Below are 21,211 nucleotides of genomic sequence, written 5' to 3'. Positions count from 1 at the left end.
ATTATGTCAAGAAAACCGTTAATCGCTGGAAATTGGAAGATGAATAATACAAGAAAAGATACTATTGACTTCCTTGACAATTTTCTGCCGAAGGTGAGAAACATTACATCAGATATAGTTATCTGCCCACCGTTTACAAGCCTTTTTACAGCGGCAGAAAAACTTACAGATACAAATGTAAAGCTTGGGGCGCAAAATATGCATTGGGAAGAAAATGGCGCCTTTACCGGTGAAATTTCGCCATTAATGTTAAAAGAAGTTCCATGTGAGTATGTTATCATAGGCCACTCAGAACGACGCCAGTATTTTGCAGAAACTGATGAAACTGTCAATAAAAAAATAAAGTCAGCTTTAAAGCACGGCCTTTTGCCGATTGTATGCGTGGGAGAAACCCTAAGCCAACGTGAAGAAGGAATTACTATGGCATGGGTGACTTCTCAAGTCGAAAAAGCACTAAAGGATATTCCTTCATCTGAAGTTGGAAAAATAGTGTTTGCTTATGAACCGATATGGGCTATAGGCACCGGCAAGACCGCATCATCAAAAGATGCTGAAGAAGTAATTAAAGCTATAAGGGAAAAAATTGGGGAATTGTATTCTAAAAACGTCGCAGAAAATATCAGAATCCTTTATGGCGGCAGTGTCAAGCCAGATAACATAAAAGAGCTTATGAACGAAGCTGATATTGATGGAGCCCTAGTTGGCGGAGCAAGTCTTGATCCAGAAAGTTTTTATAGAATCTGTGCTTTTAATCTGTAGCAGGAGTTGAATAAAGTGCCAAAAAAACCACTTATGTTGATGATTTTAGATGGCTGGGGACTAAATCCTAAAAAAGAAGGAAACGCAATATTAAACGCTAATACACCTAATTATAATCGATTAATTGCAAACTATCCCAACACTTCACTAGAGGCGTCAGGGCTTGCTGTTGGCTTACCTGAAGGCCAAATGGGAAATTCTGAAGTCGGCCATCTTAATATGGGTGCGGGAAGAGTAGTATATCAAGATTTTACACGGATAAGCCAGGATATTAAAACGGGAGATTTTTTTAAAAATCCGGCACTGACTGCAGCTATGGACAATGCGCTTACTAATGGCAAAAAACTTCATCTTATGGGACTTTTGTCCGATGGCGGAGTTCATAGTCATATAGAACACCTGAAAGCCCTCTTAGAGATGGCAAAACAAAAGGGCCTCTCCCAAGTCTATATTCATGCCTTTTTAGATGGTAGAGATGTGCCGCCTGCCAATGCCCTAAAATACATTAACGAAATCGAAGATTATATGAAAAGAATCGGCATAGGGAAAATTGCCACCATATCAGGTCGCTATTATGCAATGGACAGAGACAAAAGATGGGATAGAACTCAAAAAGCCTATGAAGCTATGGTTTTAGGCGAAGGAATAAAGGCACATAGTGCGACTGAAGCCGTTGAAAAAAGCTATGAACGTAATGAAACAGATGAATTCGTAAAGCCTACGGTTATAGTAAATGAAACCGATAAACCGATTGCAACTGTCGAGCCTGGAGATTCAATTATTTTCTTTAATTTTAGACCTGATAGAGCACGACAAATAACTTATGCATTCTGCAGCGAGGAATTTCAAGGATTTGAGCGAAAAAAAGGGTATTTTCCAGTTTTCTTTGTTTGCATGACGGAATATGATGCAACAATAAAAAATGTTATGATTGCATACGGCCCTGAGTCAATGGACAACATCTTGGCTGAAGTTTTAGAACGAGCCGGTATCAGACAGCTTAGAATTGCCGAAACAGAAAAATATGCCCATGTTACATTTTTCTTCAACGGCGGAAGGGAAAAGGCTTATCAAGGAGAAGATAGAATTCTTATCCCATCGCCTAAGGTGGCTACATATGATCTAAAGCCGGAAATGAGTGCCTATGAAGTAGCTGATACTGTTATAAAAAAGATTTTGGAAGATATTTACGACGTTATAGTTTTAAACTTCGCAAATCCAGATATGGTAGGTCATACAGGCATTCTTGAAGCTGCTGTGAAAGCGGTGGAAACAGTGGACAAATGCGTTGGCATGGTAGCTGATGTGATAGCCGAAAAAGAAGGAACACTTATAGTTACAGCAGACCATGGTAATGCTGAGCAAATGCTAAATTACGAAACAGGAGAACCATATACTGCACATACATGCAATCCAGTTCCATTTATTCTTGTATCTCCTGATAAAGACAAGTACAAGCTTACCAATGGAAAACTAGCTGATATAGCACCCACTATGTTAGAGCTTTTAGGTATTGCCCAGCCCAAAGAAATGACTGGAAAATCTTTAATATTACATTAAACTAAGGAAGGTGAATTTTATTATGTCAACAATATTAGACGTATTTGCAAGAGAAATTTTAGATTCAAGAGGCAATCCAACTGTAGAAGTCGAAGTGGTATTGGAAGATGGGACAATTGGAAGAGCCGCAGTACCTTCAGGAGCTTCCACCGGCCAGTTTGAAGCAGTGGAGCTTAGAGATAATGACAAAAATCGCTTTGGTGGAAAAGGCGTCTTGAAGGCGGTCCAAAACGTGAATGAAATAATCGCCCCTGAACTTTGCGGCATGGACGCCCTGGATCAGGTAGCGATTGATAAACTTCTGATTGAACTTGACGGAACCCCAAACAAGGAGCATCTTGGCGCTAATGCAATCTTAGGCGTTTCACTTGCAGTAGCTCACGCTGCAGCCGAATTTTTACAAGTCGGTTTATATAAATACATCGGCGGTGCAAATCCCAAAGTTTTGCCGGTACCAATGATGAATATATTAAACGGTGGGAAACATGCAGACAATAATGTGGATTTACAAGAATTTATGATTATGCCGGTAGGGGCTAAAAGTTTTGCTCAGGCTCTTCAGATGGGAGCAGAAACTTTCCATGCACTAAAAAAGGTATTAGGAGAAAGAGGACTTTCAACTGCTGTTGGTGATGAAGGTGGTTTTGCCCCGAACCTTGCATCAAATGAAGAAGCTATAAAATTTATAGTTGAGGCTATTGAAAAAGCCGGTTATACCCCTGGGAAAGATATCTATATAGCCCTTGACGCAGCATCTTCTGAGTTCTATAATGATGGCAAATATGAGCTTAAAGGCGAAAATCTTGAATACGATGCAGCAAATCTTGTAAATTACTACTCGCGTTTAGTTGAAAAATATCCTATAATATCTATTGAGGATGGTATGGCAGAAGAAGACTGGGAAGGCTGGAAATTGCTGACAGATGCTCTTGGCAATAAAGTTCAGCTTGTAGGCGATGATCTTTTTGTGACCAATACAAATCGACTAAAACGCGGAATTGAACAAGGCGTGGCAAATTCAATCTTAATAAAACTGAATCAGATAGGCACACTTACCGAAACACTAGATGCTATTTCAATGGCCGAGAGAGCAAAATATACAGCTATAGTATCTCATCGCTCCGGCGAAACTGAAGATACCACAATAGCGGACCTGGTAGTTGCAACAAATGCCGGTCAGATTAAAACAGGCGCTCCCTCAAGAACTGATAGAGTAGCTAAGTACAACCAGCTTTTAAGAATTGAAGAAGAGCTCGGCGATACAGCGGTGTATCTCGGAATTGACGCATTTTACAATATCAAGCGATAAATATTATTTCATATAAAGCAAACAGCAAAGATAAGAGCAGCATATATAAGATTAAATTAGCCGGAGCTTTCCGGCTAATTTAATAATAATTGGACCATATTACCAGATTTACATTTTACTAAATGAATAGTAAAGCATAATCTGTAAAAATGATAATAATAGTATATCACATTTATATGTAAAAGAGTTGTCTTTTAAAAAACCGTGTGTTATAATCATTAATATTGATTTGGGAGGGGGTAATGATATGGAGCTTTTTCTTACGATCATTTATTTAGCCATATGCGTTGGCCTAATTGCTTTAGTTTTACTCCAATCCGGAAAGTCTGCAGGCTTGGCTGGGAGTATTGCTGGAGGAGCCGAAAAATTGTTTGGCAAGAAAAAAGGAATTGATGATAAGCTAGCTAGATATACGGAGATTTTTGCTTTTGTGTTTTTAGCCATGTCGGTTATAATGATTGTATTTTTGAGGTAGTGCCTGTTTTACAATCTTTAACAACATTGGAGGTAGTTGCACGATGGAAAATCTGGTGATATGGGCTATAATAATGGGAATTGTTGCTTTGATTTTTGTTCTAGTTCTTGCTCTTAGAATAGTTAAGAACCCTGCAGGTAACGAGAAAATGCAGGAAATCTCAAAAGCAATTCAAGAAGGCGCAATGGCTTTTCTTTTGAGGGAGTATAGGGTTTTGATAGTTTTTGTTGCAGCTATGTTCTGCATAATAGGCTTTTTAATCGGTTGGCAGACAGCCATATGTTATGTTTGCGGCAGCATCGCGTCGGTTTTAGCCGGTTTTATAGGTATGAATGTTGCTACTAAGGCAAATGTCAGAACAGCCCATGCTGCCCAGGAAAGCCAAAACAAGGCCTTGGGGATAGCATTTTCAGGCGGGGCGGTTATGGGTATGTCAGTTGTAGGATTGGGTCTTTTGGGATTAGGCATAATGTACTGCCTTTTTGGAAATCCTGCGGATGTTAAAAGTTTCGACGTAATTAACGGTTTTGCCTTGGGCGCAAGCTCGATTGCATTGTTTGCAAGGGTTGGCGGAGGAATATATACTAAAGCTGCCGACGTGGGAGCTGACTTAGTAGGAAAGGTTGAAGCAGGCATTCCTGAAGATGATCCTAGAAATCCAGCTGTTATAGCAGATAATGTGGGCGATAATGTAGGCGATGTAGCAGGAATGGGAGCTGATCTTTTTGAATCTTATGTAGGCTCAATTGTTTCAGGAATGGCTATAGGAGCTGTGGCAGTATCCAATGTAACAGGTCAGGCTTTTGGCATAAAGGGAATTGTTTTTCCCCTTGTGCTTGCTGCGGCGGGAATTTTAAGTGCAATTATAGGGGTATTTTTTGTAAATTTAGCAAGCGGCGCCAATCCTCAAAAAGCTCTTACAAATGGGACTTTTATAAGCGCAATCGCATCAATGATTTTCACCTATTTTTTAAGCAAGATGATTTTAGGAGAACTGAATGCATTTTTTGCAGCAGCGTCAGGTATAGTTGTCGGCAGTGTTATTGGTATCGTTACCGAATATTATACTTCATCTGACTACCCTCCTGTGAAAGAAATTGCAAAATCTTCGCAGACTGGTGCTGCAACAAATATCATATCAGGTCTTGCAGTGGGAATGAAATCAACAGCACTCCCGGTACTGTTCATCGTGGCTTCTATTCTTATTTCATACAAATTTTCAGGACTCTATGGTATAGCATTGGCAGCTATAGGGATGCTATCGACCACAGGAATGACTGTGGCAGTTGATGCATATGGTCCTATTGCAGACAATGCCGGTGGAATAGCTGAAATGGCGGAACTTCCGGAAGATGTTCGCAAAATCACCGATAAACTTGACTCTGTAGGCAATACTACAGCTGCGATAGGAAAGGGATTTGCGATAGGGTCCGCTGCGCTTACCGCTCTTGCTTTGTTTTCGGCTTATACTACCGCAGTTGGATTGGATAATGGAATAAACTTATTAGACGCAAGCGTTATTGCAGGTCTTTTAATCGGAGCAATGCTTCCATTCTTATTCGCGTCCATGGCAATGGAAGCTGTAGGCAAAGCGGCGTTTCAGATGATAGAGGAAGTTAGACGGCAATTTAGAGAAATTCCGGGCATTATGGAAGAAAAAGCAAAACCGGATTATGCAAGGTGCGTGGATATAAGTACGGCAGCTGCCATAAGAGAGATGGTTTTACCTGGCCTTATGGCGGTAATAGCGCCACTGCTTGTAGGGTATGTGCTTGGAGCCGAGGCACTTGGAGGCCTTGTGGCAGGCGCACTGCTGACAGGTGTTATGCTTGCTATTCAGATGTCTAACTCTGGTGGCGCATGGGATAATGCCAAGAAATTTATTGAGGCAGGAAATTTTGGCGGAAAAGGCACGCCTACGCATGCCGCCGCAGTTGTTGGTGATACAGTAGGCGATCCGTTTAAAGATACAGCAGGTCCTTCTATGAATATTTTAATAAAACTAATGACGATTGTAGCTCTCGTATTTGCGCCATTATTTATTTAAACTACTTATTTTAAAACCATCCACTTCACCTGTGGATGGTTTTAAAATTATACAAAATTTAATCCTATACTTATGAGAAAAAAAGGTATAAAATAAATTAGAAATTTTAAAGTCAAGCGGTCTACACGAGGTGACATACTACGAACTTGATAACAAGACTTAAGTTATCATTTCCGGCGCTTACCCACCGGAACTTTCGACTTTTTTGGCTCGGCCAGTGCATATCATTGATAGGCACATGGATGCAAAATATTGGGCAGGCATGGCTTATCCTCAAGCTTACAAACTCTCCCTTCCTTTTAGGTTTTATAACAACATTACAAACCTTACCTGTGTTATTCCTGGCGCTTTTTGCAGGTGTATACGTTGATAGATTCCCTAAAAGAAAACTAGTTATATTTACTCAAATAGGACTAATGATTGTTGCATTTACTCTTTCGATTCTTACATTTTCCGGCAAAGCGCAGTATTGGCACATAGCCATCACGGCTTTAATTCTAGGAGCACTAAACAGCATAGACAATCCCGCAAGGCAGGCTCTAATGATAGAGCTTGTAGGCAAGGATGATTTATTAAATGCGATAGCTCTAAATTCATCTGTATTCAACCTGGCTCGTATAATTGGTCCTGCAGTCGCTGGCATACTTATAGGGTATTTAGGCATAGGATTATGCTTTTTGTTAAACGGAATATCATATATCGCTGTTATAACAGGTTTACTGTTAATGGATGTAAAAGAAAAAAGGCAAGACAGCAGAACTAATGCAACTGTTATTCACGATATGACAGAAGGAGTCAAATATGTATTTAAGACACCAAATATCTATGTTCCAATGCTCCTTATGCTCCTTATAAACGTATTTACGATGAATTTTAATGTGCTTGTTCCTGTCTTTACCAAGATAGACTTGGGAATGGAAGCATCTCAGTATGGAACCCTTATGGCAGCTATGGGAATTGGCGCTCTGACAGGTGCTTTGACACTTGCTGCAACAGCAGGCTCAGAACCTAAAATGGGAATCCTATTCCTTGGAGCAGCCGGCCTTTCACTATTTCAAGGAATTCTAGGCATGATGCATAATTATTATCTTTCAATGGTTTTTCTGGCACTTACAGGATTTTTCATGATAACATTTACTGCATCTTGCAACTCAATTATTCAAATAAATTCAGAGGATTATATAAGAGGACGTGTTATGAGCTTTTACACATTAGTGTTTTCGGGTATGACAACCGTCGGTTCTATGTATGCAGGCACATTATCCGAACACTATGGTGCCGGTATGACATTTTTGATATCAGGGATAATCGGGCTTGCTTCAGCTATAATCATATATTTTTGGAGCAAAAAGAAAAATATAAAGGTCGAAGAACTATAGCAAACTTCTCTTTAAGAATTTGTCAAGACCCTTACAAAAACCGTATTTAAGATAAAAAGTCGTTTTCAGCTCCGAGTAGCAGTCAGCATTTGCTGGCAATTTGCCACAATAAGGATATTTTAAAAAGGGCTTGAACCCTAACTTTTACACCAAATCCCTTAAAAAACCAGCCTGAACCTCATACATATCAAAGGTTTCAGGTTTTTTGTTTTAATCCTAAAGTTGTTGTGCAATAACCTATCTTTTAGTGTAAGATATAATCTTCTTTATATGTCCTCGGGTAAATTCTTTATTATCCAATTTTTTAAAGCCTCCCTAACTGGAATAAAACTTGCATTTACGATAGAATGTATATAGCGACATATTATGTTAATTGGTGGTGGATACGGTGGGGGCTTTCAGGCTGCGGATTGAGTTCGAAGATAGAACCGGCATGGTTTATGATACCAGCAGGATTATAGCAAAGTATAATATTAGTATTTTGGCATTGGAAGTTTTACCAAATCTAATGTACTTTGAGCTGGAATGTGAAAATGAAGAAATAAAAAAGAAGATAATGCTTGATCTTGCGCCAATTCCCAACATAAAAAAGGTTGAAGAAGTAAGATGTACTGTGCCTGATGCGCCAAAAGACGATCCCTTCAGTTCTATTTTAGGAGAAAGCAGCGCGCTAAAGAAAGCGATTTTCAGGGCAAGACTTGCGGCTGAGGGAAGCAGCACTATTTTGATTCTAGGTGAGAGCGGAACAGGTAAGGAACTTTTTGCAAAAGCTATTCATCTTGCAAGTCCGAGGAACAAATTCTCATTTTATCCTGTAAATTGTGCAGCGCTACCTGATACACTATTGGAAAGCGAGCTGTTCGGCTATGAAGAGGGCGCCTTTAGCGGAGCCAAAAAAGGCGGCAAGGCGGGCTTGCTTGAAATAGCAGATAAAGGAACTGTGTTTCTGGATGAAGTAGGCGATCTTTCTTTAAGCACTCAGGCAAAATTGCTCAGAGTCATACAAGAAATGAAAATCAGGAGAATAGGCGGTTATAAAGAAAAGCCAATTAATGTAAGAATAATTGCAGCAACTAATCGAAACTTAGAAAAGATGGTTCAAAAAGGTGAGTTTCGAGAAGATCTTTATTATCGCTTAAATGTTGTTCCCATTACAATACCATCTCTTAGAGAGCGTAGAGCGGATATTCCCCTTCTTGCCGAATATTTTCTTTCAAGATATGTCAATTCTCTCGGGAAACCGCCTAAAACCCTTACAGCAAAAGCAATGGCGTTTCTTGTAAATTATGATTGGCCCGGCAATGTAAGAGAGCTGCAAAACTTGATAGAAAGAGCCGTAAATCTTACGCCTGGAAGAATAATCGACATAGACAACCTCCACTTTGAAGGACATAATGAGCTTGAATTACCGGAAATGGAGGATGTGCCCCTTAAAACAATCGTCGAACAGCTTGAGAGCAAAGTAATAAGTGAAGCCTTATCTAAACATGGCTCTATTAGAAAAGCGTCTAAAGCTTTAGGGATATCACACCCTGCCTTGATTAAAAAGATGAAGAAATATAATATTGAATAATGCTGATTTTGCGACATATGGTAACTTAAGTTACCATATTTTTTTACAAATAACTAAATAACTTCTGAAATTTGGGATTAAATCGTTCCTTTTGAATTAACTTTGCTAATTCCTGTATAATCAGGTAACAAAAACTACCGCCCGAAACTAATATATGGTAACTTAAGTTACCATATATTTTTATATAAACGATTTTAAAAAAACGGTTTTTATAATAAACCTCAGAAAACTGCACTAGAACAGCAATTTAGAGCATCGTCAAGCACATTATAATATTACGGAACTTTTAAAACTTTATGGCATGTTTTTTGCAAGTTAAATATATAAGCAAGGCATTTTAAATATCAATAAGGGGGTCTCATAATGTCTAGCAGTCAATTTAAAGGATTATATTTTGGTATACCGAAAGAAATAATGAATGGAGAAAGGCGAGTAGCTGCCATTCCCGAAACGGTAAAAAAACTAACTGATGGTGGCGCTAAAGTTTTTGTCGAAAAGGGAGCGGGAGTCGGGTCGTATTTTGCTGATGCCGAATATGAGAAAGTTGGAGCAGTTATCATCGAGGATATACAACAATTATATACCGAATCAGATATAATACTAAAAGTTAAAGAGCCATTATTTAACGAAGAGTTGGGTGTGCATGAAGTGGATTTAATGCACGAAGGACAGGTTTTGATAACATTTCTCCATCCGGCAGCTCCTTCCAATCATGAAATGGTAAAAAAACTTATGGAGAAAAGAGTCATTAGTTTAACGCTTGACGGCATTCCCCGAATCTCTAGAGCACAGTCTATGGATGCCCTGACATCGATGAGCACAGTGGCAGGTTATAAAAGTGTTTTGATGGCAGCTGACCGCCTGCCTAAGTTTATTCCTATGATAGGTACGGCTGTTGGCATGATACAACCTTCAACGGTCATGGTAATTGGAACAGGTGTAGCCGGATTGCAGGCGATAGCAACGGCTAAACGGCTTGGAGCAGTAGTCTATGCTGCCGATATCAGACCAGAGGCGGCGGAACATGCAAAAAGCCTAGGTGCAAAAATTGTAGAAACAGGTGTTCCGGCTGACGTTGCTATAGGTGAAGGCGGATATGCTCAGTCCTTGCCAAAGGAATGGATTTTAAAAGAGCAAGAATCTATAAAGGATTATGTCATAAAATCTGATATCTTAATATTAACAGCATTAGTCCCTGGAAGATTAGCTCCGGTCTTAGTTACAGAAGAAATGGTAAAACAGATGAAACCAGGATCTGCTATTGTGGATGTTGCCATTGATCAGGGAGGAAATTGTGAGCTGACTAAAGGGGGAGAACTTATAGTTCAATATAGTGTAAGCATAGATGGAACAAAAAATATCCCGGGAATGGTGCCTATAAGTTCAACATGGATGTTCGCTCATAATATATATAATTTTATTGCATCGTTTGTCAAAGACGGCAAAATAATAATAGATACAGATGATGAAATTATAGCTTCGAGTTTAGTGACTAAGGACGGGAATTTGTATCATGTCGGGGCACGTGAAGTTCTTGCAATATAGAAAGGGTGAGGCAAATTGAAGGAACTATTTCTTATAACTGTCTTTGTGGTTGCCGGCATCCTGGGATATAAAGTTATCAAAGAAGTCCCTTCCCTGCTTCATACTCCCCTGATGTCAGGTACAAATGCAATATCAGGTGTAACGATACTTGGATCGTTGGTTTCGACAGCGTTTGCTGTATCGCTATCGAGTAAATTGCTTGGATTTATTGCCATAGTACTTGCAGCGATCAACCTTATAGGAGGGTTTCTTGTTACCGACAGAATGCTAAAAATGTTTAAAAGTTAAAGAGAGGTGTGCCTATGATAGGAACTTACGAAGTTATTTCTGTTGTTTTATCAGCTCTGGTTCTTCTAGGAATTAAATTGATGAGCTCACCCAAAACTGCAGTTCTAGGCAACAGGATAGGGGCAATAGCTATGTTTGCCGCTATTATAGTTGTGCTTATATATAATGGCATCATAGACATGCCTCTTTTATGGATTGCGATTCTCCTTGGAGGGGTTATTGGCTACGCAATTGCTAAAAGGGTTAAGATGATTGAGATGCCTCAAATGGTAGCCCTTTTAAACGGTCTTGGAGGGGGAGCTTCTGCCCTAGTTGCGCTTGTAGAAATTTATGAAAAGTACCCCTATATGACAACTTTTTCCAGAATCACAAGCCAGTTGGCATTAGCAGTAGGAGCAATAACGTTAAGTGGAAGCCTGGTGGCAGCAGCAAAACTTGCGCGAAAAATATCCCAAAAACCTATAATTCTTAAAAAGCACAATGAAATCTCAAATAGTATCTTATTAGCTGTTGCTGTATTTATAATCCTTGCTTTATTTTCGAATGCAGCAAATTCCGGAACTTTTTCTATTGTTACTGCTTTACTTTCATTAACCTACGGTGTATTCTTTGCTATTAGGGTCGGCGGCGCTGACATGCCGATTACAATATCGCTTTTAAATTCTCTGTCAGGACTTGCAGGAGCTATTTGCGGCTTTACGATAGGGGATCCGCTTTTAGTAGCAGTCGGAGCCATTGTAGGTGCTTCCGGCTTGATACTTACACAGATTATGTGTAGCGCCATGAATAGATCGCTGGTCGATATTTTAAAGGGATCACAATTAAATAACTCAGCACAAGCAAAGAAATTTGAAGGGAAAATAGCAGCTGTAAAAAGAAATGAAGAATCGCCTGAACATAAAAAAACTCCTGCACAACTTTTAAAAGAAGCAAAAAAGGTCATAATTGTTCCGGGCTATGGAATGGCTATAGCGCAAGCACAAAGCTATGTAAAAGAATTATATGACTTATTGGAGTCCCAAGGCAAGGAAGTAAAGTTTGCTATACATCCGGTGGCAGGCCGTATGCCCGGCCATATGAATGTGCTTTTAGCAGAAGTGGATGTGCCTTACGAAAAATTATGCGAGATGGATACTATAAACCCGGAATTTGCCGAAACAGATGTAGTGCTTGTGGTCGGAGCGTGTGATGTAATAAATCCTGCAGCCAACACCGCTGAGGGCACCCCTATATATGGAATGCCGGTGTTAGAAGTAGATAAGGCAAAAAGTGTTATCGTGTGTAATTTAGATACAAAGCCAGGCTATTCAGGAGTTGACAATTCCCTATATGAATTACCTCATGTGCATTTACTGCTTGGCGATGCTTCGGAAACACTTAAAAAACTAATCAAGAGCATAGAGCAAGAAGAAGCTGTATTAAGTTCGAAAAATAATATTTAAGAAATGTCTATAAAAGAGCTGTTGCACTGCAAGGAAAATAATCTTGCAAAGCGACAGCTCTTTTTGTATCTTACTATAGTCATACAGAAAACTAGACAAAGAATCCCTCCAAAAATCTTTTGCTGCGTTCAGGATGACAAATAGCTTACATAATAAAAGGTTGGCAAGTGTTTTCAACCTCTGAATAACAGTGAATGTAGATTGGCAAAATGAAACAAAACTACAAAAAAATTTATAAATCATGAAGGAATAATGCAAAATGTGTCGAATAATATATACGAGAGGTGAAATTATGGCAGGAGAAATAGAAAAGATTAAAGCGATATATAACAATTTAACCCCTTCCGAGAAAAAGATAGCCACATATATTTTAGAACATCCTCTGGAAATTTCGGATTTACCAATAGCAGAGCTTGCAGCTAAATGCAAGACTAGCGAGGCTAGTGTTGTAAGGTTTTGTCGAACATTGGGGTGCAAGGGTTACCAGGATCTGAAAATAAAAGTTTCTGCAGATATAGCGTTTAAAACCAGGAAAATACAGGGTGTGGTTAATATCGACGATGATTTGGACTCTATTATTACCAAGATTTCAAAAAATAACATGCAAGCAATTGAAAGCACAATGGATGTACTCAGTCGAGATGAAGTAAACAAAGCAGTTGAGGCTATCATGAGAGCTGAAAGGCTTGATATTTATGGTATTGGTGCTTCGGCTATAGTAGCTCAAGACGCCTTGCATAAGTTTATGAGGATAAATAAAGCGTGTACTGCTTATCTGGATAACCATATGCAACTTACATCAGCAGCAAATCTTACAAGCGAAGATGTAGCCATAGGAATATCATATTCAGGTCAAACCATTGATACCGTAGAAGCCTTAAGACTTGCAAAAGAAGCGAAAGCCACAACAATTTGTATTACAAAATTCGGAAACTCACCTATCACCGAAGTTTCCGATATAAAGCTATTTGTCGCATCTAGCGAAGCGCTGTTTAGAAGTGGAGCTATGGCATCGCGAATGGCTCAACTTAATGTTATTGATATTATTTTTTCTGCTGTAGCTTGCAAAAAATACGATGATATAAGTAAATACCTGGAAAATACAAGCAAAGCCGTATCTTTTAGAAAATATTAGTTTTTGACTTAAGTTAAACGAAAGGAATGTTAAATAATGAGCGAAGTCAAAAGAGTAGTCAGTATTGGTGCTCATTCATTAGATGCTGAGCTTTTGGGAGGACCGCTGATAATCAAATATGTTAAAAATGGAGCAAAATGCACTCTGCTCCACGTTACCCAGGGGAGATTGGAAGACCCTCAAGCCACAGAAGAAGAAAAACAGGCTTATCTTAAGGACCTTTTGAAGCAAAACCGGAGAGCTGCCGAAAGACTGGGAGCAGATTATCTTTGGTTAGGTTATGTATCCAGTAATATGCCCGGTATTGAAGAATTTGCCAAAAGATTGGAGAAATACTTTGTTGATGAAAAAGTCGACCTAGTTATTACTCATTGGAGAGGTTCAATGCACAGAAGGCATATTGAAACATATGATGCAGCCACATTAGCTGTGAAGAATATGAGGGAAAAAGGAAGTCAGATAAGACTGGTGTACGGAGAAACCTTTGAGGATTTAGTCGGGTTTATTCCTCAGGCATATTTTCAACTGGATGATGATGAGAAAGAACAATGGTTTAGCGCTCTTAATGAATACGATGTATTCAAGGGTAAAGTGAATGACTTTCCTTATATACCTTACTATACCAACAATGGAAGGATACGGCAAATAGAGTCTAACTCTTCAAAATTTACTGTCTGCTATATGTATGCCAGCCTTATTGAGAACAAATTATGGTGATTTAATTGCATAAGTAAAAATTAACATTTATGAATCCGATGATTTCGCAATAGATATGTATTAATAAATATTATGTAGAAAGAAAGGAGACTAAGAGTGGGGAAACTTTATATAAGGGTTGATGATAGACTTATTCACGGACAGACAGTAGTTGCATGGTGCCCAACCTTAGGGATACAGGAAATAATTGCCGTAGATGATGAGAGCGTTAAGAATCCGATGCTTAAATCCATAATGACCATGGGAGTTCCATCAAAATACAAAACTAATATTGTTTCAACTGAAGAGGCTAAAGAACTGTTAAGAAAAGATTCCGATAAAAATAAGTTGCTTATCGTCAAACAGCCTTCAAAGCTGAAAGAATTAGAAGAGAGTGTTTTATGTTGTGAGCAAATTATACTGGGTAATTTGGCAAAACGCGCGGACACAATTTATAAAGTAAGTGGAGCTACCGGGATATTTTACTTAAGCGAAAGTGATGTAGCCTTGCTAGATTCCATTGCGGCAAAGAACATCAAAATTACATTCCAGCAGCTGCCCAGCACTACAGAAACTAGTTGGTCCTCATTTAGGCAATCAATAAAATAAATATATACAAGGAGGAAAACGATGAGTACATTACAAATTATTTTGATTTCCCTTTTCATCTATCTAGGATCTATTGGTTCTATTATAGGCAATACCTTGGGCTGGTATACCCTTGGCAGGCCATTAGTTGCTTCCTTTGTTGTCGGAGTTATATTAGGTGATGTTAATACAGCAATGATAGTTGGCATACCATTGCAGATTATGTATATGGGCAATGTGACACCCGGCGGGGCGGTTGCGTGGGATTTGTCTTACGCAACATATATTGGTACAGCAGCAGCCATTGTTTTTGGAAAAGGAATGGGCGCAACGGAAGTTATTGGGCTAGCTGTTGTCTTTGCCGGAATAGGTGGTCTTGTCGGACAGATTATGTGGAACATCTCATATGCTGCATGCCTTCCGCTTAACAGAATTGCATATAAGTATGCGGAAGCTGGCGAAACAAGAAAAATGTTTATTCCTAATCTTGTGCTGGGACAGCTTATCGGTTTTGCAGTTCGTTTTATTCCTGCTGTATTGCTTTTGACTTCTATGACGGCTGCTTCTGAGCAAGCTGATTTTGTTTCGCTAATTCCAGCTTGGTTAACCACGGGCCTTTCTGTATTTGGAGGAATGATGGCTGCACTTGGAATGGGAATTATTCTATCTTTTTTATTGAAAGAGAAATATCATATTGCTATTTACTTGGCCGGTTTTATTCTTGTAACGTATTTTAACTTAAATACTATGGCTGTAACAGTGGTAGCCTTAATCATAACAATACTTTATTATTATTCATCGTCTAAGAAAGTCGAGGTGGAGTAAGAAATGGAAAAGAAAATCAGTGAGAAAACCTTAAAAAAGTCATTTTTAAACTGGTTCTTTTGGAATGGATGTTCACAACAGGCAGAAAGCATGCTAGGGATGGCTTTTGGCCAATCTATGGCTCCGGTTATTGAGGAATTGTATGATACAAAGGAAGAAAGAAGCGAGGCTCTCAAGAGACACATTACACTCTATAACTCTGAATCCCAGGTTGGTTCGATAGTTAATGGTATAGTATGCGGACTGGAAGAGGCCAATGCCAACAAAGCATGCACACCCGAACTTATTAGCAGTGTGAAAGTAGCTCTTATTGGCCCTACATCAGCCATAGGAGACTCTCTATGGGTTGCTACAATAATACCTATCCTTCTTACAATAGCGCTTTCGATATCTCAGGCATCTTCAAATATTCCTTGGATCGGTTCTCTGCTTTACATGATTGTCTATCCGGTGGGAACGTTTTTTCTCAGCTGGTATTTGTTTAAATTAGGATATAAATCAGGAATTGAAGGTATGCAGACATTTATGGCCGACGGAACTCTTGACAAACTCACCAATGCCATGACCGTTCTTGGATTAATTGTTGTAGGAGCTCTTACGGCTTCTTTTGTAAATATGCCTCTGCCTATTCAAATCGTAAGAGACATCTATGATGCTACAACTAATACCGTGATACCCGATCAGGTTATATTCAATGCAGATAATATAGTAAATAGTATTTTTCCTAAGCTTTTGCCATTATCCCTGACGCTTGTAGTTTATTATCTTTATTCTAAGAAAAAATGGTCTCCGCTTAAACTGATGGGATTGATTCTTGCCTTAGCGGCTGTTCTTACTGCATTAGGCTACTGGACAGGCTTTTATGCATAAGATGCATCAAAAATATTTATTAGCAATGAATGAAGTCGAACCAATCTTTGAAAAATGCAGAAGGAGAAAAAGAAATGATTAACATCATTATTATAGGTCACGGAGGATATGCCGAAGGAATAAAAAAGAACCTTAGTATGCTTTCTGGAGTACCTAATTATATGCACTTTCTTGACCTTGACCCCGAAAGCGATTTAGATACTTTGGAAACCAATCTTGATGAACTTTTGGAAAAGATCGGAGATGAAGAGATACTTTTCTCTTGTGACCTTTTCGGTGCATCTCCCTTTAGAGTGGCAGCCATGAAGTGTATGGCCAATCCCGAAAGATACATGCTGGTAACCGGCATCAATACCATGGCTTATATAGAATTAGCTATGCCTTCGGAACTTGATTTGAAAGAATTGGCAAAAAGAAGTGTAGAGACTACAAAGGATTCTGTGAAAATATTTCCAGAAGGATAAAAGGACTAAAGTTACAACAAGGAGGCTTCAATGAGAATTATTAATTATGAACAAAAATATGAGCAAGATGTTATAACTCTTTGGAACAAAGTATTGAAAGCAGACACCCTGACTGCATTAAAATTCAGAAAGCAGGTAATTTTTGATGATAATTTTGATTCCAACTTGTGTTATGTAGCATTGGAAGATGAACAAGTCATTGGATTTCTGTTGGCAATGAAACGAAAATTCCCATATCTTGAAAGGGGCCTAGAACCCACCAGGGGTTGGGTAAATGTTATTTTTGTTGATGAAAATTATCAAGGGAGAGGTATTGGAGGAAAACTTCTCACAAAAGCAGAGGATGCACTTAAGGAACTAGGCTGCAAGACAATTACTTTAGGCGCATACAGTCCGAGTTATTTCTTTCCGGGTCTAGATGAAGAAAACTATCCATCTTCCATATCCTTTTTTGAAAAACACGACTATAAAAGTGGAGAGATGAATTTCTCTATGAAGAAAGACCTTCATGGTTATACTATCAGTGAAGAGACCATGGGAAAATATAGAGAAGCTCAAAAACAAGGATTTTCCATTATTAATTTTGATTACAGTTATGCACTTGACTTACTTGAATTTACAAAAAAAGAGTTTGGCGGAGGATGGAAAAGGAATGCACTTATAAGCATGCAGAACAACCTTGCAGAAGACTGCATTCTTCTGGTGTTGGATAAAGATAAAAATATTTGCGGTTTCTGTATGAGAATGATTGACGGAAATCCAATGAGATTTGGACCGATTGGAATAAGTGAAAAGGTTAGAAACTATGGTTTAGGAGGAATCCTGTTTGACTTTATGCAGGCGGAGATGACGAAAAGAGGAATTTATCATCTTTATTTTGTCTCCACAGATGTCCCGGGAAGACGATTTTATGAACGGCATGGTGTTCAGGTATTCAGAACATTTATAGATTATGATAAAGCTCTATAAAATAGAAGAAATCTTAAGGCAATGCTCGCATACGCTGACTTGGCGACCATAGACAGTAATCAATAGATATTCTGGTGAACTTCAAATAATATTAAAAGATTTGCCGGCCGATAAAAGAGTCAATGCAGTGGGTAAGATTCCAAAAGATAAGCACATATTAGCTGTCGAAATAGAATCGGGTAAAAAATTTCGATTTAGAAAGGAACTCAAGTAATGAATCTTTCAGAACTTATCACTGAAGAAAGAAATCTTGATACATTAGATATAGATATATTAGATACCAAAACCATGCTGAAAAAAATAAACGATCAGGATAAAACAGTACCTTTTGCAGTAGAAAAAGAAATACCACATATAGCAGAAGCCGTTGAAAGTATAGCACAACGGTTAAAAAAAGGTGGGAGGTTAATTTATATAGGCGCAGGAACGAGTGGAAGACTAGGGATTTTAGACGCTTCTGAATGTCCCCCCACTTACGGGGTGTCTTGCGAGATGGTACAGGGTATAATTGCTGGCGGCGATACAGCTATACGTCGTGCGGCCGAGGGAGCAGAAGATAATTTTGAAGCAGGAGAAACAGATCTAAAGGCAAAGAATCTTACCTCAAAGGATACAGTGGTAGGTTTGGCAGCCAGCGGCAGAACTCCATATGTTTTAGGTGCTTTGAGATTCTCAAACAATAAAGGGGCACTAACTATAGGCGTATGTTGCACTAATAATAGTCCCATGCAGCAATACTCAGATATTATGATAACACCGATTGTAGGACCTGAAGCGATTATGGGTTCTACCCGTATGAAAGCAGGAACAGCCCAGAAACTTGTGCTCAACATGATTTCTACCGGTGTTATGATTAAATTAGGTAAGGTCTATAGCAATCTTATGGTGGATGTCCGGGCAACCAATGAAAAGCTGCTGGAAAGAGCAAAACGAATTGTAAAGATTGCTACAGGTGCTTCGGATATTGAAGTAGAAAGAACTTTAAGTGAAACAGATTATGATGTGAAATTGGCTATTATTATGCTTTTGACCCAAAGCGATAAGGATACAGCCCACAAGCTGCTAAAGGACAATGACGGCCATATAAGGCAGGCGTTGGGAGGGTTAGCTAAGCAAGAGGGCGCTTTGGATTAATTCTTATATCCTTTAACGGCCACCCGGATATTAAAAAAATAGAAATACAGGAGCAAGAATAAAAGTCAGGGACAAACCTTGACTTTATTTTTTTTATAAGTTACTATGTATCTAATGTATTAATACTCATAGTACACTATATACATAATGCCGTTGGAGGTGAAAAATTGATTTATATTGATGTAACCAGCAGCACGCCTATTTATGCGCAAATTGTAAACAATATAAAAGAAGGTATATTGAAGGGCTTATTTGAACCGGGGGAAAAGCTGCCATCTATTAGAGATATGGCTAAAATGATGACTTTAAACCCAAACACTGTTCAAAAGGCATATAAAGAATTAGAGAGAGAAGGGGTAATAGTTACAATTCAAGGGAAAGGGACATTTATCTCAAAAGAATATAAACCAAAAAAAGACAGTAGCAAAATGGAAGAACTAAAAAAAACGTTTAGAAAGGGCATCATTGAAGCCTTGTATATGGGGTTTAGCAAAGAAGAGCTTATGGCTTTCATTCAAGGATTAGCTGAGGAAATGGAGGAGAGAGCATAAAAATGATTGAAGTTAAAAATTTAGATAAATCTTTAGGAGGAACAAAGATCCTAGATGACATAAACCTTAGGATAAAAAGCGGTTCGATATATGGTTTGATAGGACCTAATGGGGCAGGCAAAACAACCTTGATAAAAAACTTAGTAGATATATATAAACCGGAAAAAGGTGAAGTTCTAATCTCGGGCGAGAACATCAAAGATAATACTAATATAAAGTCCAGAATAGGCTATGTATCGGATTATCAGTATTTCTATCCCTCCTTTAAAATCGGTGAGATAGTCGAGTTTTATAAGGATACTTACCCGTTTTGGAATGATAAAAGATATATTCAATTAATGAAACTTTTCAAACTCGACGGCAATAAAAAAATCAAATATTTATCAAAAGGCATGAAAACGCAGCTTGCCATACTTTTGAGCTTATCTATAATGCCCAATATACTTATATTGGACGAACCCACATCGGGCTTAGATCCTGTTGTTAAACAAAAGGTTTTAAACTTAATTGTCGACGAAGTAAGCGCAAATGAAACTACTGTTTTGATTTCAAGCCATAATTTGGGGCAATTGGAGCAAATTTGCGACCATATTGGCATTATCCATGAAGGTAAGATGTTGTTGGAAGATAGTGTTGAAAACCTTAAAAGTAATGTGAGAAAGATTCAAGTTGCGTTTAAAGGTGAGTTTCCGGAAGAGATAAAGAGCAATGAACATATACTAAAAATAGAAACCATCGGCAAAATACATCAAATAGTAGTGAAGGATAATCTTGATGCGGTAATAGATGCGATCAAAAAATGCAATCCTATTTTATTAGAAACGATAGATATGTCTCTTGAAGAGATTTTTATATACAAGATGGGAGTTGAAGGCTATGACTTTACAGACATTGCCCTTTAATAAGGCTTTGCTGAAAAAGGACTGGAAAATGACTAAATGGCTGTGCTTTGCGGTAGCAGGCATATTATTTTTTACAATGACTTTAGGTGTGATAAATACATACAACAATTATCAAAGAACAATTCAAGAAATGGAAAAACACCCGGAATGGTATGCGGGCTTTGATATAGATGGATACAAAGCCGAGTTAAAGAATCTTTTGCAAGATAAATTTAAACAACTATCAGGTATGGAAGCAATGTTAGTAGTTTTTACACCCATGGCAGCTGCGGCGCTTCTATTTGGAGAGGAAAAGCGAAAAAAGACATTCGAAATACTTGCGACTATGCCATTTAGCCGTACAGAAATATTTTTTAATAAAGCCGTAATAGCTTTTGCAAATGTAATTTTGCCGTTTTTAATAAATGCAGCGATAATGGTAGCAGCTCTATGGCTTTCCAAGGGCTTAAGGGATTTTTACTCAGCAGGTATGGTAATGTCCTGGTTTGGAGCAGATGCCTTTAGATTATTTATTGTATTGAGTTTCTCACTGCTTTTTGCAAGTTTGACAGGTACTTCAATATCCCAGTTGGTTTTGACTATTATATTTTTCATATTCCCCATAGGTTTTACAGGATTGCTGTATATGAATATGGCGATGTGGGGATATCGCATAGCTGTAATTGACGAGTTTTTAAATATTTTTGGGTCATATACTATG

Annotated in this window: 22 protein-coding genes; all 22 read left to right on the top strand. The window is 38.5% G+C overall.

The window, feature by feature from the left end; all coding sequences use genetic code 11:
• Positions 1 to 3: 3 nt before the first annotated feature.
• Positions 4 to 759 (top strand): triose-phosphate isomerase, encoded by a 756-nt coding sequence (gene tpiA, locus BUE08_RS08325; RefSeq protein ID WP_213997355.1) that lies wholly within the window; start codon positions 4 to 6, stop codon positions 757 to 759.
• A gap of 15 nt (positions 760 to 774) precedes the next feature.
• Positions 775 to 2,319 carry a 2,3-bisphosphoglycerate-independent phosphoglycerate mutase gene (gene gpmI / locus BUE08_RS08320; RefSeq protein WP_213951333.1) on the top strand — a complete coding sequence of 515 codons (1,545 nt, stop codon included), beginning with the start codon at positions 775 to 777 and terminating at the stop codon, positions 2,317 to 2,319.
• Between the two features lie 22 nt (positions 2,320 to 2,341).
• Positions 2,342 to 3,628, top strand: coding sequence for a phosphopyruvate hydratase (gene eno, locus BUE08_RS08315; protein WP_059032535.1), 1,287 nt, complete (start codon positions 2,342 to 2,344; stop codon positions 3,626 to 3,628).
• Between the two features lie 247 nt (positions 3,629 to 3,875).
• Entirely contained in the window at positions 3,876 to 4,103 is a 228-nt protein-coding gene (gene secG / locus BUE08_RS08310; RefSeq protein WP_059032534.1) for a preprotein translocase subunit SecG, read from the top strand.
• Positions 4,104 to 4,146: 43 nt separating this feature from the next.
• Positions 4,147 to 6,150 (top strand): sodium-translocating pyrophosphatase, encoded by a 2,004-nt coding sequence (locus tag BUE08_RS08305; RefSeq protein ID WP_059032533.1) that lies wholly within the window; start codon positions 4,147 to 4,149, stop codon positions 6,148 to 6,150.
• 146 nt (positions 6,151 to 6,296) lie between these two features.
• A complete protein-coding gene (locus BUE08_RS08300) occupies positions 6,297 to 7,529 on the top strand; it encodes an MFS transporter (RefSeq protein ID WP_281795868.1) in 1,233 nt (410 codons plus the stop codon).
• 388 nt (positions 7,530 to 7,917) lie between these two features.
• The gene (locus BUE08_RS08295) at positions 7,918 to 9,102 is read left to right on the top strand and encodes a sigma 54-interacting transcriptional regulator (RefSeq protein WP_238142646.1); all 1,185 of its coding nucleotides are present in this window, start codon (positions 7,918 to 7,920) and stop codon (positions 9,100 to 9,102) included.
• Between the two features lie 363 nt (positions 9,103 to 9,465).
• A complete protein-coding gene (locus BUE08_RS08290) occupies positions 9,466 to 10,647 on the top strand; it encodes an NAD(P) transhydrogenase subunit alpha (RefSeq protein ID WP_059032526.1) in 1,182 nt (393 codons plus the stop codon).
• A gap of 15 nt (positions 10,648 to 10,662) precedes the next feature.
• Positions 10,663 to 10,935 (top strand): NAD(P) transhydrogenase subunit alpha part 2, encoded by a 273-nt coding sequence (locus tag BUE08_RS08285; protein WP_059032525.1) that lies wholly within the window; start codon positions 10,663 to 10,665, stop codon positions 10,933 to 10,935.
• A 14-nt stretch (positions 10,936 to 10,949) separates the two neighbouring features.
• The gene (locus BUE08_RS08280; protein WP_286680715.1) at positions 10,950 to 12,377 is read left to right on the top strand and encodes an NAD(P)(+) transhydrogenase (Re/Si-specific) subunit beta; all 1,428 of its coding nucleotides are present in this window, start codon (positions 10,950 to 10,952) and stop codon (positions 12,375 to 12,377) included.
• Positions 12,378 to 12,669: 292 nt separating this feature from the next.
• Complete coding sequence (locus BUE08_RS08275) at positions 12,670 to 13,512, top strand: MurR/RpiR family transcriptional regulator (RefSeq protein WP_281795852.1); 843 nt, start codon at positions 12,670 to 12,672, stop codon at positions 13,510 to 13,512.
• Between the two features lie 36 nt (positions 13,513 to 13,548).
• Positions 13,549 to 14,229 carry a PIG-L deacetylase family protein gene (locus tag BUE08_RS08270; protein ID WP_281795850.1) on the top strand — a complete coding sequence of 227 codons (681 nt, stop codon included), beginning with the start codon at positions 13,549 to 13,551 and terminating at the stop codon, positions 14,227 to 14,229.
• A gap of 96 nt (positions 14,230 to 14,325) precedes the next feature.
• Positions 14,326 to 14,817: a PTS sugar transporter subunit IIB gene (locus BUE08_RS08265; RefSeq protein WP_213951324.1), complete on the top strand. Its 492-nt coding sequence runs from the start codon at positions 14,326 to 14,328 to the stop codon at positions 14,815 to 14,817.
• 21 nt (positions 14,818 to 14,838) lie between these two features.
• Positions 14,839 to 15,621 carry a PTS mannose/fructose/sorbose/N-acetylgalactosamine transporter subunit IIC gene (locus BUE08_RS08260; protein ID WP_286680714.1) on the top strand — a complete coding sequence of 261 codons (783 nt, stop codon included), beginning with the start codon at positions 14,839 to 14,841 and terminating at the stop codon, positions 15,619 to 15,621.
• Between the two features lie 3 nt (positions 15,622 to 15,624).
• A complete protein-coding gene (locus BUE08_RS08255) occupies positions 15,625 to 16,491 on the top strand; it encodes a PTS system mannose/fructose/sorbose family transporter subunit IID (RefSeq protein WP_286680713.1) in 867 nt (288 codons plus the stop codon).
• A 74-nt stretch (positions 16,492 to 16,565) separates the two neighbouring features.
• A complete protein-coding gene (locus tag BUE08_RS08250; protein ID WP_213951321.1) occupies positions 16,566 to 16,955 on the top strand; it encodes a PTS sugar transporter subunit IIA in 390 nt (129 codons plus the stop codon).
• A 30-nt stretch (positions 16,956 to 16,985) separates the two neighbouring features.
• On the top strand, positions 16,986 to 17,924 hold the full coding sequence (locus BUE08_RS08245; RefSeq protein WP_286680712.1) for a GNAT family N-acetyltransferase: 939 nt from the start codon (positions 16,986 to 16,988) through the stop codon (positions 17,922 to 17,924).
• A gap of 58 nt (positions 17,925 to 17,982) precedes the next feature.
• Positions 17,983 to 18,138 carry a phospho-sugar glycosidase domain-containing protein gene (locus BUE08_RS10955; protein ID WP_353682109.1) on the top strand — a complete coding sequence of 52 codons (156 nt, stop codon included), beginning with the start codon at positions 17,983 to 17,985 and terminating at the stop codon, positions 18,136 to 18,138.
• Positions 18,138 to 19,058 carry an N-acetylmuramic acid 6-phosphate etherase gene (murQ, locus tag BUE08_RS08240; RefSeq protein WP_286680711.1) on the top strand — a complete coding sequence of 307 codons (921 nt, stop codon included), beginning with the start codon at positions 18,138 to 18,140 and terminating at the stop codon, positions 19,056 to 19,058. Before BUE08_RS10955 ends, murQ begins: the two co-directional genes overlap by 1 nt.
• Positions 19,059 to 19,225: 167 nt before the next feature.
• Entirely contained in the window at positions 19,226 to 19,609 is a 384-nt protein-coding gene (locus BUE08_RS08235; RefSeq protein ID WP_059032523.1) for a GntR family transcriptional regulator, read from the top strand.
• A 2-nt stretch (positions 19,610 to 19,611) separates the two neighbouring features.
• Complete coding sequence (locus BUE08_RS08230) at positions 19,612 to 20,511, top strand: ABC transporter ATP-binding protein (protein ID WP_059032522.1); 900 nt, start codon at positions 19,612 to 19,614, stop codon at positions 20,509 to 20,511.
• Positions 20,486 to 21,211, top strand: a 726-nt coding sequence (locus BUE08_RS08225) for an ABC transporter permease (protein WP_286680710.1), incomplete at its 3' end; no start/stop codon positions are given. The genes BUE08_RS08230 and BUE08_RS08225, both read left to right, overlap by 26 nt.

The sequence above is a fragment of the Tepidanaerobacter sp. EBM-49 genome, from assembly GCF_001896645.1.
Lineage (GTDB): Bacteria > Bacillota > Thermosediminibacteria > Thermosediminibacterales > Tepidanaerobacteraceae > Tepidanaerobacter > Tepidanaerobacter syntrophicus.
This window is presented reverse-complemented; position numbering and strand designations above follow the sequence as displayed.

Coding starts and splice junctions, on each gene's coding strand:
- BUE08_RS08270 (WP_281795850.1), top strand. CDS start 13,549: ATGAGCGAAGTCAAAAGAGTAGTCAGTATTGGTGCTCATTCATTAGAT.
- BUE08_RS08250 (WP_213951321.1), top strand. CDS start 16,566: ATGATTAACATCATTATTATAGGTCACGGAGGATATGCCGAAGGAATA.
- BUE08_RS08245 (WP_286680712.1), top strand. CDS start 16,986: ATGAGAATTATTAATTATGAACAAAAATATGAGCAAGATGTTATAACT.
- murQ (WP_286680711.1), top strand. CDS start 18,138: ATGAATCTTTCAGAACTTATCACTGAAGAAAGAAATCTTGATACATTA.
- eno (WP_059032535.1), top strand. CDS start 2,342: ATGTCAACAATATTAGACGTATTTGCAAGAGAAATTTTAGATTCAAGA.
- BUE08_RS08275 (WP_281795852.1), top strand. CDS start 12,670: ATGGCAGGAGAAATAGAAAAGATTAAAGCGATATATAACAATTTAACC.
- tpiA (WP_213997355.1), top strand. CDS start 4: ATGTCAAGAAAACCGTTAATCGCTGGAAATTGGAAGATGAATAATACA.
- BUE08_RS08290 (WP_059032526.1), top strand. CDS start 9,466: ATGTCTAGCAGTCAATTTAAAGGATTATATTTTGGTATACCGAAAGAA.
- BUE08_RS08230 (WP_059032522.1), top strand. CDS start 19,612: ATGATTGAAGTTAAAAATTTAGATAAATCTTTAGGAGGAACAAAGATC.
- BUE08_RS08260 (WP_286680714.1), top strand. CDS start 14,839: ATGAGTACATTACAAATTATTTTGATTTCCCTTTTCATCTATCTAGGA.
- BUE08_RS08255 (WP_286680713.1), top strand. CDS start 15,625: ATGGAAAAGAAAATCAGTGAGAAAACCTTAAAAAAGTCATTTTTAAAC.
- BUE08_RS08305 (WP_059032533.1), top strand. CDS start 4,147: ATGGAAAATCTGGTGATATGGGCTATAATAATGGGAATTGTTGCTTTG.
- BUE08_RS08280 (WP_286680715.1), top strand. CDS start 10,950: ATGATAGGAACTTACGAAGTTATTTCTGTTGTTTTATCAGCTCTGGTT.
- secG (WP_059032534.1), top strand. CDS start 3,876: ATGGAGCTTTTTCTTACGATCATTTATTTAGCCATATGCGTTGGCCTA.